Source organism: Streptococcus sp. HMSC061D10, assembly GCF_001808865.1.
Lineage (GTDB): Bacteria > Bacillota > Bacilli > Lactobacillales > Streptococcaceae > Streptococcus.
The window spans coordinates 34,529-50,662 of the sequence record NZ_KV795009.1 but is presented as its reverse complement, the minus strand read 5'-3'; the positions used below and the strand labels follow the sequence as shown (position 1 = coordinate 50,662).

At 42.3% G+C, this 16,134-nt stretch carries 15 protein-coding genes; 1 reads left to right on the top strand and 14 read right to left on the bottom strand.

Features of this window, described 5'->3' with window-relative positions; genetic code table 11:
• Positions 1-3 precede the first annotated feature (3 nt).
• The 8 genes from HMPREF2728_RS03920 to miaA form a co-directional block, all read right to left on the bottom strand.
• The gene (locus tag HMPREF2728_RS03920) at positions 4-1,068 is read right to left on the bottom strand and encodes an ankyrin repeat domain-containing protein (protein ID WP_075227106.1); all 1,065 of its coding nucleotides are present in this window, start codon (positions 1,066-1,068) and stop codon (positions 4-6) included.
• Positions 1,069-1,070: 2 nt separating this feature from the next.
• Positions 1,071-1,508 (bottom strand): hypothetical protein, encoded by a 438-nt coding sequence (locus HMPREF2728_RS03915; RefSeq protein WP_075227105.1) that lies wholly within the window; start codon positions 1,506-1,508, stop codon positions 1,071-1,073.
• Between the two features lie 18 nt (positions 1,509-1,526).
• Positions 1,527-2,096 carry an SMI1/KNR4 family protein gene (locus HMPREF2728_RS03910; protein ID WP_075227104.1) on the bottom strand — a complete coding sequence of 190 codons (570 nt, stop codon included), beginning with the start codon at positions 2,094-2,096 and terminating at the stop codon, positions 1,527-1,529.
• 202 nt (positions 2,097-2,298) lie between these two features.
• A complete protein-coding gene (locus tag HMPREF2728_RS03905) occupies positions 2,299-3,054 on the bottom strand; it encodes an SDR family NAD(P)-dependent oxidoreductase (protein ID WP_075227103.1) in 756 nt (251 codons plus the stop codon).
• A 20-nt stretch (positions 3,055-3,074) separates the two neighbouring features.
• Positions 3,075-4,004: a ribonuclease Z gene (rnz, locus tag HMPREF2728_RS03900; protein ID WP_075227102.1), complete on the bottom strand. Its 930-nt coding sequence runs from the start codon at positions 4,002-4,004 to the stop codon at positions 3,075-3,077.
• Between the two features lie 14 nt (positions 4,005-4,018).
• Positions 4,019-4,642: a cystathionine beta-lyase gene (locus tag HMPREF2728_RS03895; RefSeq protein WP_075227101.1), complete on the bottom strand. Its 624-nt coding sequence runs from the start codon at positions 4,640-4,642 to the stop codon at positions 4,019-4,021.
• Positions 4,635-5,873 carry a GTPase HflX gene (hflX, locus tag HMPREF2728_RS03890; protein ID WP_075227100.1) on the bottom strand — a complete coding sequence of 413 codons (1,239 nt, stop codon included), beginning with the start codon at positions 5,871-5,873 and terminating at the stop codon, positions 4,635-4,637. The genes HMPREF2728_RS03895 and hflX overlap by 8 nt, the downstream gene beginning before the upstream one ends.
• A complete protein-coding gene (miaA, locus tag HMPREF2728_RS03885; RefSeq protein WP_075227099.1) occupies positions 5,866-6,750 on the bottom strand; it encodes a tRNA (adenosine(37)-N6)-dimethylallyltransferase MiaA in 885 nt (294 codons plus the stop codon). Before miaA ends, hflX begins: the two co-directional genes overlap by 8 nt.
• A gap of 120 nt (positions 6,751-6,870) precedes the next feature.
• Between miaA and HMPREF2728_RS03880 the strand changes: the two genes are divergently transcribed.
• Complete coding sequence (locus HMPREF2728_RS03880) at positions 6,871-7,041, top strand: DUF3042 family protein (RefSeq protein WP_060956055.1); 171 nt, start codon at positions 6,871-6,873, stop codon at positions 7,039-7,041.
• 105 nt (positions 7,042-7,146) lie between these two features.
• Here HMPREF2728_RS03880 and HMPREF2728_RS03875 read toward each other — a convergent pair whose 3' ends face one another.
• The 6 genes from HMPREF2728_RS03875 to HMPREF2728_RS03850 all read right to left on the bottom strand — a co-directional run.
• Complete coding sequence (locus HMPREF2728_RS03875; protein ID WP_006148085.1) at positions 7,147-7,986, bottom strand: thymidylate synthase; 840 nt, start codon at positions 7,984-7,986, stop codon at positions 7,147-7,149.
• Between the two features lie 105 nt (positions 7,987-8,091).
• Positions 8,092-9,051, bottom strand: coding sequence for an ROK family glucokinase (locus HMPREF2728_RS03870; RefSeq protein ID WP_049508573.1), 960 nt, complete (start codon positions 9,049-9,051; stop codon positions 8,092-8,094).
• Between the two features lie 104 nt (positions 9,052-9,155).
• Entirely contained in the window at positions 9,156-10,001 is an 846-nt protein-coding gene (locus tag HMPREF2728_RS03865; protein ID WP_083280546.1) for an excalibur calcium-binding domain-containing protein, read from the bottom strand.
• Between the two features lie 43 nt (positions 10,002-10,044).
• Complete coding sequence (locus tag HMPREF2728_RS03860; protein ID WP_075227098.1) at positions 10,045-10,668, bottom strand: alpha/beta fold hydrolase; 624 nt, start codon at positions 10,666-10,668, stop codon at positions 10,045-10,047.
• Positions 10,669-12,390: an aminodeoxychorismate synthase component I gene (gene pabB / locus HMPREF2728_RS03855; protein ID WP_075227097.1), complete on the bottom strand. Its 1,722-nt coding sequence runs from the start codon at positions 12,388-12,390 to the stop codon at positions 10,669-10,671.
• Positions 12,391-12,522: 132 nt separating this feature from the next.
• The coding region (locus HMPREF2728_RS03850; protein ID WP_148130262.1) for an SIALI-17 repeat-containing surface protein at positions 12,523-16,134 on the bottom strand (3,612 nt) is incomplete at its 5' end.

The window sequence follows — 16,134 nt, the reverse complement described above, 5'->3', positions numbered from 1 at the left end:
TTTTTAACGCTTATAACTTGTTTTTTCTAGGAGAAGGGGTTCAGGATTTTGCTTAATCCAAGCAATAGCTAGCTGACACAGGCGGTCTAGGCGAGGCTCGTCATCAAAATCTTTCCCATGAACTTGAGCAATAAGCTCTTTAGTCTCTGCTAATTCTTGTTCTGAAAGAGGGATTCCTAGAGACAAGTATTGAGGGAGTGCCTGAAGCATTTTTCTATAGTCCCTATCCCAGTTGCCCCCACCATTGCGATCCAGTTCATCTCGAACTCGACCTGGTATACGGATAACTTCCCCCTGAACAGTTTTTGCTGCTCCACTTGAAGGTATCAAGAAGGACCAAAGTTCCTCATATTGTTCCTCCCAGCTACCTTCTTTTACGAGAATCGGAGAAACTCCATCGTGGGTTATTCGTTTGGCTACCGGCTTGACATCAAACAAAGCATAAAGTTTTTCTAGACCCTGATCTGCTGCTTCTAGATAATCGGGATTGATCCCTTCTCTATGAAATTCAAAATCCTTACCAATATTTTCAACCTTTTCTTTCATAGCAGATGTTTTCTTAGCACCTGCATCCAGCAGCATAGAGGCAATTTCAGCTGTTTGGGCAATATAAATCCCCCGACAAACCATCAAGACTGAAGCTAGTGGGGTTCTTCCCATATCATTTTTAGCATTGACATCTGCTCCCTTATCAATCAAAAGTTTGACAGTCTTAGGATGGAAAAACTCAGCTGCTACATGTAGGGGGGTCTCACCATAGGTATTAGGTTTTCCAATGTCTGCCCCCAATTCAAGCAAGAGTTTTACAGTCTCTCTTCCCATGGTTGCCTGACGGTACAAAGGAGTCGCTCCATAATAATCAGGGATATTGATATCCAAGCCCTGTTCGACAAGCCAGATAACCAATTCATCCGGGACTCCTCCCATATGCAGAGGTGTACATAAGCTAAATCTTCCATCATGAGCGGTTAATTCACAACGATCATAGACTGCTTTAAGGGCTTCAATATTTCCTTCATCCATTAAATCCTTAAACTCTTTTGGTAATGTAACTCTTTTCTTTGCCATATTTAGTTCCTTTCTTCTGATTCAGCATCTAGGGCAAGCCATTGAAGATTGTCAACAGTTTTCAAAGTCAGGACTTGTCCATCATAATCATTTTTCAACTCAAGACCGTTTTGCTCAATAGATATATGATTGTACCAGTGGTCTAGGCTGGTGTATTCCCCCGTATGAATGTTGATGAGCATACTGGTTATGGGATCCCACGTTCCTTTCTTAACAGTTTCAGCTAAAAGGTAGTAAGCGTCTAAGAATATGAGATTTCTCCCATAGATCCAAAAGGGCAGATCAAGCCCCAACAAAGGCAACTTGGCAGAAAAAATCTCATCACCGTGCGGTGGAACGGTTTCATAATGAAATTCTATCTCACTGCCATAATAGGCAATCAAGGCTCCCTGACATCCGATATTTTGAGGAATTCCCTCCTCAGCTACTATAAATTCCATGACCTGCTCCTTCTAGTTTCAATCATAAAATCCGACCAGACTCTGCCAGAATATCAAACTGGACGCATGGCCTATTCTAGTCATCAAGTGGATGAAGTCACTTTCACAACCCGTCCAAACTGCAGATTGAGCCGTTCCCATGGCTCTAACAAATGCTAGAAAATCTGGTGACAGCCATATTTTTTCATCATAGGTCATCTCTGCATCAACAGCATAGACTGCCCCAGATTTACAATCCAGCAAAATAGTATAGGGATCTCCATTTGCAATGATGATCAAGCTGCTTTCTTGTAGAGTTGAGTAATCATGGTATTCCAAATTGCGATTGATCAACCAAGTCAGACTAGTGCCGTCCCCATATCCAAACTGGTAACTTAAAAAACCGACCTGCCCCCAGTTATAAGCCAGAATATATTTCCTAAAAATCGGATCCAAATCTTGTATTTGCAGTTGTTTTTTCAAACGATCCAGTTCAGACACAGGCAGTTCAGTATGGCTCAGGACAATCCCTTCTCTTATCTCAGGGTCCAGCCCTTGTGTTTCTTCTTGGGTAAGGGAAATGATTTGGTCAATTGTCAATAATTCCATTGTCGACCTCCGACTATACATAGGTCATTATCTAGGGTAAGTTAGCTGGTTTGGGACTTCATTTTTCTAATGAACGTTCTTATCTCTATTATACCTCAAAGCTATCTAATAGGGGAAAACTACCAGTATGTTCAGGGATTATTTTCGATGAACAACTCCTCCTAATTAAAGCAAAAAGCCATTCCTCAAGGGAACAGCTTTATCACTTATAATTAAAGGTTTCCCCAGCCAACTTATCTGCTAACTTGGGAAAGAGGGTGTAAAACTTATGGGCTAGATTGAGCAAGATTGGAAGATTGAGTTCCCGTTTGTTTTTTCCTATGGTTTTGACAATCTTTTTAGCTACTTCATCTGGCTCAAGTAGGAAACGGTCAACTGATTTGAGATAGGTTCCATCTGGGTCTGCCTGGTCAAAAAATCCTGTACGGATAGGTCCTGGATTAACCGTCGTCACATAGACTCCATAGGACATAAGTTCAAGGCGCAGAGCATTTGAAAATCCAATAGCCGCAAACTTGGTCGCCGAGTAAAGACTGGACTTGCCAGTTGCTATCAAACCAGCCATGCTGACGATGTTGATGATATGGCCTTTTCGTGTCTCCTTCATACGAGCTCCAACCAACCGAGACAGATTCATGAGAGCAAAGGTGTTGACCTCAAACATTTGATGAATATCTTGATTAGAGATCTTGTCAAATTCCTCAAAAATCCCATAGCCAGCGTTGTTAATCAAAACATCAATCTTACCATAGTGCTGGTAGAGTTCAGCTACTAAGCCTTCTAGGGCTTGAGCATCGGTAATATCGATTTCGACCAATTCTGCATGTGGATGATTTCCGTATAGTTGAGCTAATTTTTCTCTATTTCTACCCAGCAAAATCAATTGATCATTGGACAAGAGTTTGACCATTTCTTGGGCTAGACCACCACTAGCACCCGTAATGAGAATAGTAGACATATTTATCCTTTCTCGAGATCCTAGATTTCCACTTCTTCTAGGTCTTTAACCACATGGACATTTTCAAAAATCGTTGCCGCATCTTTCTTGAGCTGGCTAATGTCCTTTGAAAGGAAGCGTGCACTGATATGGTTGAGCAAGAGTCGTTTGGCTCCTGCTTCTGCCGCTACCTGAGCAGCTTGCACATTGTTTGAGTGACCGTGGTTGCGGGCAATCTTTTCGTCTCCCTTGCCATAAGTCGACTCATGGACAAGAACATCTGCATTGGCACCAAGACGCACACTGGCATCTGTTTTTCGAGTATCTCCCAAAATGGTAATAATCTTACCAGGTCGCGGTGCTGAAATATAATCTGCTGCCTTAATCTCGGTGCCGTCTTCTAAGACGACATCCTGACCGTTTTTGATTTTGCCAAAAAGAGGGCCGAATGGGACACCAGCAGCCTTAAGTTTCTCAGCATCCAAGGTCCCTTCTAGATCCTTTTGCATGACACGATAACCCACACAGAAAATAGTGTGATCCAACTCTTCCGCATACACCGTGAATTTATCTGTTTCAAGGATTTTCCCAAGAGAATCTTGGTCAAATTCATGGAAATGAATCTTATATGGCAGACGTGAACCAGAGACACGCAAACTAGTCAAGACAAATGACTTAATACCTTGGGGACCATAGATTTCCAAATCCGTCTGCTCTTCATTGGCTTGAAAGGCACGACTAGAGAGAAATCCTGGCAAACCAAAGATATGGTCTCCATGTAAGTGGGTGATAAAGATTTTGCTGACCTTCCGTGGTCGAATCGTAGTTTCCAGAATGCGATTTTGCGTTCCTTCTCCACAGTCAAAGAGCCAAACTTCGTTAATCTCGTCCAAGAGTTTCAGGGCAAGGCTTGAAACGTTGCGGGCTTTAGAGGGCTGACCAGCCCCCGTTCCTAAAAATTGAATATCCATTCGATACTTTCTAATTAATCAATATATAACATAGCAGTGCGGTTTTCCGAGCGGTAATAAAATTTGCCAGAGAAAGATTCAGCTTCTTGTAGCAAATCCTCTTGACTATAACCTTTGAGACGCTTGCGACCATCTGCCAAGCTTTCCAAGTCAGTTAAAGATGTTAAGCTTTCTACACTAACTATTTCCTCATCCCCGACAGCCTTCATGTAAATTTTTCCAGACTCCTCAAAGACTAGCTGATGGGGGAAAATTTGCGCAATTTCAAAAAGTAAGTCAGCTGTGATTGTTTCCTCAGTTTCAGAGAAAATGCGACCAAGTCCCTCCCTCTCATAGCAAAATCCAAAGGATTTACCCGACAGGTTCAGACGGATAAAGGGTTTGCTTTCTTCAGTAAAACTTGGTTCAGTATTGTAGAGGTTCAGTTCTTGGCTGACTTCTGCAAAATAATCTGTTGCAGCCTGAGGACTCTTTTTCTGGTAAAGCTCTGCAAAGTAGGCATTAACCACGCTAGGTGGAGGTGTGATGAGAGCTAGTTGCTCCTCTTCAGACCTACCAGCTAAAAGCTGGTCCAGATAGACCTTGTCTAGACTCGTATAGCCACCATACTTGAGGGCTAATGATTTGATATCAGTCATAAAATTCTTCTAATCTCCATTTATTTTTCTCAGCAATGTAGCCTCTGATGACTTCGCCGTCATCTTGGTAGTCACGTTTTTCAAGAATCGCAACACTTTCTAAATCATGAATCTTGTAAGACTTAGAAAAAGGCACGCGCAGAGTAAAGGCTTCAAAAATTTCCTTGATCTTATCTAGCAATAAAGCTTGCAACTGTTCTCGACTATCTTTAGACTTGGCAGAAATCAATGCATAAGGCGTTTGAGTGGGCGTGAAATCATCCACCAAATCCGCCTTATTATAAAGAGTCAGGCGAGGAATATCTTCCATATCCAAGTCTTTCATGATAGACAGGACCGTTTTTTCATGTTCCTCATGGTAAGGATTGCTGGCATCGATAACGTGGACCAAGAGGTCTACATGCTTGCTTTCTTCCAAGGTAGACTTGAAACTTGACACCAACTCAGTTGGCAAGTCTTGGATAAATCCAACGGTGTCGGTCAAGGTAACCTGAAGATTGCCTCCCAGATGAATGCTTTTAGTTGTCGCATCCAGAGTCGCAAAAAGCTCATCTGCCTCATACTGGGTCTTGCTAGTCAAGGTGTTCATAATGGTCGATTTCCCAGCATTGGTATAGCCAATCAAACCAATCTTAAAGGTACTTGACTCCAAACGTTTTTCTCGAACTGTCGCTCGATTTTTCTCAACGACTTTGAGCTGACGCTCGATATCTGTGATTTGGTTACGAACACTACGACGGTTGAGTTCCAGCTGGCTTTCACCTGGACCACGGGAACCAATCCCCCCTGCCTGACGGCTGAGCATAATCCCTTGACCAACCAAACGAGGCAAGAGGTACTTGAGCTGTGCAAGATGCACTTGGAGCTTTCCTTCATGACTTCGAGCTCTCATGGCAAAGATATCCAAAATCAACTGCATACGGTCAATGACCTTGACACCTAAGACTTCCTCTAAATTGACATTTTGACGAGGAGTCAGACGGTTATTGACGATGACTGTCGTGATTTCTTCTGCGTCCACCATTTGAGCAATTTCTTCCAACTTACCAGAGCCGACAAAGGTTTTAGAGTCGTATTTTTCTCGTTTTTGTCTGTAGCTATCCACTACAACCGCTCCAGCCGTCTTAGCCAGACTAGCCAGTTCTTCCATGGAAAGGTCAAAATTATCCATGCCCTGAAGTTCAACACCAATCAGCAGGACTCGCTCCTCTTTTTTCTCCGTTTCAATCATTTAAAAACTCCTCAATCTGGTTTAAAATACGGTCTTTTACACCAGATTCTCCTATCTGATAAAAGGTTACCTGCATGCGATTACGGAACCAGGTTAGCTGGCGCTTGGCAAAACGGCGTGTCGCCTGTTTGAGACTGTCACGTGCTTCTTCCAAGGACTGCTCTCCTCGAAAATAAGGAAAGAGTTCCTTGTAACCAATTCCTTTAGCAGCCTGCACATCTGGATAATGGTCAAACAACCACTTGGCTTCGTCTAGAAGCCCAGCTTCAAACATCAGCTCCACTCTGTGATTGATACGCTCATAAAGCTGACTACGTTCATCGTCCAAGCAGATAATCAGCGGTTCATACAAGATCTCTTGATTTTCCAAGTCTTGACCAAAATGGGCAATTTCCAAGGCACGCATGGCACGACGACGATTAAACTGGGGAATTTCAAGGCCTGCTTGATCTACCAGATGGGCTAACTCCTCATCCGAAAAAGGATCTAGACTAGCACGATAAGCTAAAATCTCCTCATGAGGTGTCGCCCCACCTAAATGATATCCTTCTAGCAGACTCTGGATATAAAGTCCTGTCCCACCAGCAATAATAGCGAGCTTACCTCGACTTTGAATATCCTCAATAGCTGCTTTAGCTTCTGAAACAAAATCAAAAGCCGAGTAAGACTCGGTTACCTCTCTCACATCAATCAAGTGATGAGGAACACTTGCCTGCTCCTCTGGACTAGCCTTGGCTGTCCCAATATCTAGTCCTCGATAGACTTGTTGGCTATCTCCACTAACTACTTCGCCATTAAAATGCTTAGCAACTTCAATGGCTAGAGCTGTCTTTCCAACTGCAGTCGGTCCAACAATCACAATTATTTTTGTTTTCATCTTTTTTCCTTGAAAAATTCCCATTTTTTCGATACTATTATTATATCACAAAAAGGTCAGTCAGAAAAATGCGACCTCTTGAGGTAGCTGGCTGATTTATAAGTTAAAGGAGGAATACTCATGGCTAAAGGATTCGCTAAAGGTCTTGTAACAGGTGTCGCAGGAACTGTTGCTGCAGTTGCAGGTGCAGTATACGCAGTTAAAAAGAAAGTGATCGAACCAGAAGAACAAAAAGCAGCTTTCATCGAAGAAAATCGTAAGAAGGCAGCTCGCCGTCGCGTATCACGTTAATAAACAAAAGAAGTTGGGATTTTTTCTCAACTTCTTTTTTTCTATATTTATACTCAATAATAACCAAATAGGAAACTAGGAATCTAGCCTGATTTTCAGAGAGTATTAAATTGCCAAGTCAAACTTCAACTGTGGCTTGACTGGATCATAATCAACCAGCTCAAAATCCTCTGCTTTAATATCAAAGAAGTTGGTCTTGTCTGGTACATTCAAGACCAAACGTGGTTGGCAATTTGAAGGCTCACGACGAAGCAATTCCTGAGCTTGTTCAAATTGATTGTCATAAATGTGAAGGTTATTGATAAAGTAGAAGAATTTTCCAACTTTCCATCCAAAATGTTTGGCAATCATCATCTGAAGCGCCACATACTGCATGGCATTGATGTGGTGAGCTACTAGCATATCATTAGAACGCTGGGTCAAGGTGGCATCCAGATAGATGTCTCCATCTACTCGACGGACATCAAACATGGTCTGAAAGGCGCATGGTAGAAGGCCATCTGTTTCCTCAAAAGCTTGATAATCCCAAAGTGAGATGATATTGCGACGGTTCCAAGGATTGGCTTCCAACTGTTTGAGAATCTTGTTAATGATGTCATGCTTCTTAACAACAGCCCCATAACGTTCCCCAATAGTCCCTGTATCTCCAACTTCCCAGTCATTCCAGTAGTGAACATTGTACTTATCATTGAGAACTTCTAGACTATTGGTCTGGTCTTGGTAGATCCAAAGTACTTCCTTGATGGCTGATTTTATCGCGATGGGGCGCAAGGTCGTGATTGGAAATTCGCCCTTAGACAAATCGTACTCCGCAAAAGCACCTGTAATGTACTTGGAGTTAGCCACTGTTCCATCCTTATACTTAGGACGAGCCTGTTCTGAAAAGACTCCTTCGTTAAGGATTCGTTCAATATTTTCTTTAAAAATCTTATCTGCTTTTGTCATTTACCCCTACCTCAACTTTTATTTCTTAACTAGTATAGCATAAAAAAAGAAAGGAGGAAAATCACTCGCTTACGGAAAGAAATTTTCTCCTTTTTATGTTTATATTTATTGCAATACAAGTGATGCTGCTCCGATAACTCCAGCGTCATTTCCTAGAGTGGCAAGAGCCAACTTAGTTGTTGTGCGCACTTGTGGGAAGGTATTTTCATCATAAACCTTTTGCACGCCTTGGAGAAGGAATTCTCCCGCAGCTGATACACCACCACCGATAACGATTGTTGATGGGTTTAGGATTGAACCGATGTTGGCACATGCAATTCCCAAGTAACGTGAGAAGTTACGGTAAACGATCAAGGCAAGGTCGTCTCCTTCTTTTGCCAAATCAAAGACAGTTTTAGCAGTTACTTCTTCTCCATCATCAATCAAGCGTTTCAACTCTGCATCGCCTTCATATTCATCTGCATAACGACGAGTCAAGTTAACAATACCTGTTGCTGAAGCTACTGTCTCAAGACAGCCTTTTTTACCACACGTACATGCGATTGGTTGATCAAAGTCAACTGTGATGTGTCCAAGTTCACCTGCAGCACCAGCAACACCGTGAAGTAATTTTCCTTCTGCCACGATACCGCCACCAACACCTGTACCAAGTGTCATAAAGACAACGTCTGGTTGGTTTTCACCAGCACCCATCCAACGCTCACCAAGAGCTGCCACGTTAGCGTCATTGTCGATGAAGAATGGAATACCCAAGGCTTTTTCCATTTTTTCTTTGATTGGTTGAAGAGTTTTCCAGTTGAGGTTGTAGGCACCGATAACAGTCCCTTTTTCACGGTCAACCACACCAGGTGACCCCATACCAATTCCACGGAAATCTTCAGCAGACAATCCAAGCAAGCCCAAACGGTGTTGAATAGTTTCAATCATATCGTCTACGATATGGCTTCCTTCATCCAAAATGTTTGTCTTGATAGACCATTTTTCTTGGATTTCTCCTTCTTGCGTTAAAATAGCGAACTTGATAGAAGTTCCACCAAGGTCAATCCCAATAATCTTTTGACTCATCGTCTTCTCCTTATCCTTAATTGAAAATGCTTACAGTACTAGTATAACAAAATCTGCCAATCAGTGCAAAGGTTTGCATTAACTTCCCAGAATTTTTTTCTATTCTATGGTTTCCACAAACCAGAGGCATCTACATAATAGCGTCCGCCATCCACTCGCTCATTCTTAGCCATTTTACCATCCGATTTCAAATAGTAATTTCCTTGCCATGCATTGCGAGCATAAGATCCATCTGATTTCAAGTAATACCAGGCTTGGTAAGAAGAGTCATAGACCCATTCACTCTGAGCCATTTTACCATTTGACTTGAGGTAGTATGCACCTTGCCAAGTATTATGCGCATAAGATCCATCTGATTTGAGGTAATACCAGGCTTTGTAGTAAGAATCATAAATCCATTCACCCTGAGCCATCTTACCATCTGATTTGAGATAGTAACTTCCTTGCCAAGTATTGCGTGCATAAGATCCATCTGATTTGAGGTAATACCAGGCTTGGTAATAGTTATCGTATACCCACTCATTCTCAGCCATTCTTCCATCTGACTTGAGATAGTAAGCACCCTGCCAAGTATTTGTTACTGGTTTCCCATTTTCAGAAAAATAGTACCAAGATCCATTCTGACGAACCCAGCCACTTTCAGCTGCTACACTTGGGGTAGGTGCTACACTATCAGGTGCTACATTGGTGTTAGCTTGTGATGTACTCGACTTTTTCTCTTTTAAAACGCCCTTAGGCGCATTCTTTGATTCACAGGCAATCCCATCATGATCTTTATCTAGAGTAGCAGAATATCCTGGTTCTCCCTTATGAATATCTGCATAACCATTCTCCCAAGCTTCCTTACAGCTTGAAAAATGGATACTTTCATCTGCCACAACAGGTTGTAAAAACAAAGCTAGGACAGGTAAAGAAGCTAAGCCTAGTTTTAATAAATGACGTTTGTTCATGATTTTCTCCTAAAATTATAATATCAATCTCAATATTATTTTATCAAACTTGTTTCAGCAATTCAAGAAAACTTCTGGTTAATTCTGCAAACTCTTTTGGTTTGGCCCTATTCAAGACATGAGGGCCGTCAGGGATGATCTGAAACTGAGAATCTGGCATCAGTTCATGAATACTTTTCATTGAACTGAGATTAGGCTTATCCTGACTACCACAGATCAACAAGCTTGGATAGGGACAATTCTTTGCAATCTCTCTTAAATCAAGTGTTTTTAATTCCTCAGAAACTCCAACCATAAGAGCCTTATCTGCCCCCTGCTTCTCATATATCCTCTTAGGAAGCAATTTAAATATCAGCAACTGAATGTAAAAAAGAATGTTACCTGCTAATTTCAGTGGACATCCTGACAAAACCAAGGCCTGAAGATTTGGTAGATCATAACTTGAAAGCTCCAACGCAAGTGCAGCCCCTAAAGACAAACCGACTAAGACAAAAGGTTCTGTCTCCTCTGATAAGTGCTGATAAATGCACTCTTTGGCTTCTTGATAAGTCCCAACTCCAGTAGGAAATAACTCTATGGCTTCAGAAGGATAATCTGCCAGCAAATCCTGAACTGCTTTCCAACTAGCTGCTGACTGACCTAGGCCATGTAAAAATATTAGTTTCATTTAGTGATCCTTTACTGACAACTCATACAAGCCCCTTACTGCATTGCAGCCATAGATGACTTCTGCTCGCATCAAATCTTCTATGGTCAAAACCTTCTCTTCTACTTGCCCATTTTCAAGCAAGTGTTGACGATAAATCCCTGGTAACAGGCCTAGTTGACTTGGCGGTGTATAGAGTTTGCCATCCATTTTTAAGACCAGATTCCCAATAGAGGTTTCAAGCAGTTTTCCATCAGCAGTGTGATTGATGATTTCCTGCTCTCCCGTTGTCAAATGTGGTCGGTGTGTCGTCTTAAAGTAGGTAAAGGCCTGCTGCAAATCAGCTTCTTGCAGACAAAGTTTAGCTTGACAAAAAGTTGGACTAAGTGGTGTTAATACTTGTCGATCAATTTCTATTTCTCCAGATTTGCTGAGACTGATTCGCAAACGGTAGTCTTGATGGAGGTCACAAGCTTGGCACTCTTCCTCTATCTTTTGTCTCAAGTCTTCTACATCAAAAGGAAAGGCAAAGTAACGACTAGCCTTTTGCAGTCTTTCTAGATGTTGCTTTTCAAAGAGTAAGGTTTTCTGACTGATTTTCCCTGTCGTTATCAGCTTAAAATGAGGCTGTTTGCGATAAAGAACAGCAGCCTTTTGCTGGACTTCACGGTATTCTGACTCCCAAGTGCTATCCCAAGTGATGCCTCCACCGACTCCATAGATGGCTTGCTCTCGATGCAGTTGAATGGTTCGAATAGCCACATTGAAAATCCGTCGTCCATTGGGAAGCAAGATACCAATCGTCCCACAATAAACTCCTCTAGATTGAGGCTCCAAGTCCTTGATAATTTCCATAGTCGCTATCTTGGGAGCTCCTGTGATGGAGCCACATGGAAAGAGCGATCGGAAAATTTCAACTAGGTCAGCATCCGGTCGTAACTGACTCTTGATGGTCGAAGTCATTTGCCAAACTGTAGAATACTGCTCTACTTGACACAGACGCTCCACATGCTCACTTCCGACCTCAGAAATACGGTTCATGTCATTACGCAAGAGGTCCACTATCATCATATTCTCTGAGCTATTTTTGGGATCTTGCTCCAACCAAGCCGCTTCCTTCAAGTCTTCAACATCGTTCAGACCCCGTTTAGTCGTCCCCTTCATAGGGCGAGTCGTTAATTCACGGCCATTTTGCTCAAAAAAGAGTTCTGGACTCATGGAAATCACTGCCATGTCGTCATGCTCTACGTAAGCATTGTAACCCGCTTCCTGCTCGACAACCATACGATTGTAGATAGCAAAAGGATTGGCAGACAACTCCTGCTTGAGTTGAACCGTATAATTGACCTGATAGGTATCTCCTTGTCGTAAATGATGGTGAATCTGGGCAATGGCCTTTTCATAGTCCTCTGCAGATGTTACTTCCTGCCAGTTTGATGGCAAATCCACCTCCTCATAAGTCAGAGGAATACTGGATGTTTCAACTTTGTCATGAACAGTAAAGTAAAGCAAATACTCCCCCAGTAAGGGAGCTTTGTGGACCGCTAATTTTTCCTCAAAAGCTGGCGCAGCCTCATAGCTGACATATCCTACCACATAATAGCCTTGCTCTTGGTAGCTTTCCACTTGTGCCAGCAAGTCTGTTACTTCTGCTAAATCTCTGGTTTTTAACTCTTTGATAGGCTGGGTAAAGGTGTATCGCTCACCCAAAGCCCTAAAATCAATCACTGTTTTTCTATGCATATCCTAAGTATACCATAAAAGCCAGACCCCAACAGGAGATCTGGCAATTTATTCTTTGAGAATGATAAAGTAGATGTCACTTTCTAAGAAAATCTGAACATAGCATTCTCTTTTATCACACCGACTTTTTATCTATCCTTTAGGAAAGAGTTCGGATGAAAAGGCATCTGTGACCTGCAATAACTTCTGGAAGACTTTTTTCTTCAGAGCTACTGTATAGTTGGCAACTGAGCCTCCATACTTGAAGTTTCGGTAATCCGTTTCTACTGCTTGGTCAAACAAGTCTTGCAATTTCTCGTAAGAATCAATTTGCTGACCATCAATTTCAAAACTATGAATTCCTCGTTTTGCCTTGGCAATAATAGCGTCAAACCAGGCCTTCTTCCATTCTTCTAAGTTCTGGTATTTGCCTTTCGAAACCTTCTGGATGATGAAATCATCTCCAAGGGTGTCATGCCCCTCGCTTAAGGCCTCATCCTTGTATTTATTAGAAGCATAGCCTAGGAAACCATTTTCGTAGCCATAATAACCCCACATACGGAAGGCATTATGCTTGAAGGAGATGGCTCCTGGAGCTCCCTGACTTGTGTTTCCACCATAGATAGCATCCACCATTTTGACATTGACATAAGCTGTCTTGAGTTCTTCTGGTCGATAAGTTCCCTGATAATGCCTATTGGTGATGATGTTATGTTTGATTAGGTCATCTACAGAATTTAGCTGAGTCTTGGCTTCCTCATCTGTCAATGGACGGACATAGTCCCACTGGTTTGGAGCAAGGAGTTTATTATCCTGGTCCTGATAGCGCATTTGCTTGGTCATCTTGCTGAACCAAGCCTTCTTCAAAGCCAGATCATTCTTAGCGAGAACTCGTTCTCCTTCCAGATAATCTAGAAGCATCAAGGCCTCATTATAACCTTTCATGTAGTGGTCAATCTGCTGGCGTGTTTGCAACTTGGTTGGATCTGGATTGTACCATTGGTCCCCATCGTTTGGTCGTATGTAAGCCATGTTGAGACCAAGAGCACCATACTCACCTTGATGGCCTTCCTCAGCCGGTGACTGGAGCATACCCTGAGCATAGGCTTCTACATAGGTTCCTTCACGATGTTTGTAGCCACCCAGATAGACAATACGATCGTTGATGTGAGTTGTCTCATGGGTGTAGACAGACAAGCCATACTCACTCATCATATCGATTTCCACAAAGTGAACAGCATCTCTGGCATTTATCTTTGGATAGATAGAGGCATAAGCTCCTAGCTTATTGTCTTTATAGTAGCGACCTGCTGGTCCAAATACCTCACGAATTGGCGCGTAGTCTTCCATACCACTAGTATGTCCATAACGCTCTACCCAGCCACGTCCATCAACGCGATAGCCTTCCCAAACTGGTGTAGCTACATTAAAGTCACTCTTAACCATACGGTCTTTAACTTCATCAGCAGCAAGTCGATACCAGAAATCCAAGTAAGTCAACTGGCGGTCCGCTACTAGATCAATGTCAGCTTTCATCTGGTCTATGGTTTTGCCAGATTTATCAGCTGATCCAAAAGTAATGGTATTGTAGTTGGAAATCAGGAACATCTGTGCCTTCTTGACATTCAACAAAGGCAGAATCATATTGCGATGCAACCAGTTATTCAGATTGTCATAAGCCCGATGCTTCCGATTTGCAATTTCTTGATTCTTCGAAGCTCGCTCTGCTATGTAGACATGGCCCTTGGTGGCATTCACAAACCAGTCATTCATATCCTTGTCAGTCGTCAACAACTGTCTGTTGTAGTCTAAGAAGGCATGTAAATCTTCAGATTTTGTATCCTTGGCTAGGACTCTTGCAAAGGTTTCATGAGTCTGGTCGCCTTTTAGGTTATTTTCTCTTGAACCAAGTTCAATCAATCGATCCAAGATATCCACATTTTGGCCATAAAAATCTGGTTTAAAGAGCATGAGTTCTTTCAGATTGTAATCGGCAAATCGGATACCGTAATAGCGATTGAGATAAGCAAGCCCCAGCATGATAGCAGACTGGTGAGCCTGAACTTTCTGCTTCAAGGAAGCCATGCTAGCAGGTGAATCGTTCCACTGGTAGTCTAGATTGGTGAGTAACTTATCAACCAGAGTTCCCAGCTGCGCTTTGACCTCTGCAAAGCTTTCTTCTAGATACCAATTCTTCACAGCCTCAACCTTCTTATCAAGGCTGGTGGTTTGATCATCTAGGACTCGATAAACTCCATCAGACTGTAAGTCCACTGTTTTCAAGATTGAGGTCAGGTCCTTGGCTAGGGCTGAACGGTCCTTAACCAGCATATCTGGAGTATAAAGTACATCCAAGTCAGCAATCTTGTATTCCTTGATAGCAGTCAAGCCAGAATTTTGTGAAGTAATTGCAAATACATCCTTGGTCTGGTCTGCATAATGAACCATGATATGGTCTGCCACTGAAAGATCCGTCACAAAGTCTTTCCCTTTCATGGCGATAACAGAGACTACCTGCTTCTTGGCTAGATTATGATCAAGATCCAGTTTATTTCCTTGATTCACAATCCATTCTTTATTGTAGAAAGGTTGCAATTTTTCAAGGTTTCGATAGGCTTGATCATGGCGACTATCATAATCTTGGATATCCTGATAAGCGTATTCTTTTACACCAGGAACAGCAGGAGATGCAGTACTCGACTTAGCCAGATAGTAGCTGTAGCCTTCTTCAAAAGTTTTCTGATCATTGCGTTGAATCAAGTCAGTTGCTTCAGCATTCACCTTATAATATTCTTTTCCATCAATTCTCTCAGTTTGGATTGACTTGATGGCTAAACGGCTGGTCTTATGGTCCTCTGAATTAATCTTGAGATAATAGTCTTCCAAGTTTCTTGGCACTTCTGTCAAGTGCTGAATCACAGACTCTTTGCCATTTTCAACCTTAACAAGGCTTGTTTCCTTAATATCTTTTATTTCCAGCTTTTTAAGTTCTAAACGAAGCTTCTTGTCCTCAAGTAGAGTGCTCTCTTCACCCTTACCACGATTAAAGACCATCCTTGTAGATATGGTGTAATCCGTATAAAGTTTCAGATTATCAACTGTTGCTTCCAGCTGATCACTCGTTAAGTCAATGGTCTGATCCTCTAGCCCCTTGGCTTTAATAGTGGCACTAATTTTTGAAACGGAAACACCATCTGCCTTCTCCAAGTTATAACTTAAGCGAGCTGAACGGCCCATCGAATTTCCAGTAATATTTGAAAGAGTTAGGACAGGTTCAGGTTTAATTTCTTCTTTTTCCTTGCTGCCACGGATGATAACCTGATCTTTAGCTTCTGTTAAAATCCGTGTTGTCTCTTTCAGCTCTGAGATACGTTTCCCATCTTTTTCCTCATAGCTGGTAACAATCTCTTTCTCACCATCTTGACCGACTTGCTCGATTCTTGTTTCACCGACAAGCATGTCTGGATCAATCTTTTCCCTAGTTTGTTTAGGAATCAACTCTTTTCGGACTTCAACATGTAGAGTCGGTTTTGCATCTTGAACGAGCGCTTCAGTGGCATTCACACCACCACTATAGCTAGGGAGTTCCTGTTTCAGAGTGTCAACTGGGACTGCGCCTCCTTCATAATCTGGTAGGCTTTCAGCTACTGTACCCGGACCATTAACGCCACCTTCAAATATTGGTTTAGACGGCTCAACTAAAGATTCGCCTGATACACCGCCTGTGAACTCTGATTTGTCATGGACTTCTGGCACGCCACTTTG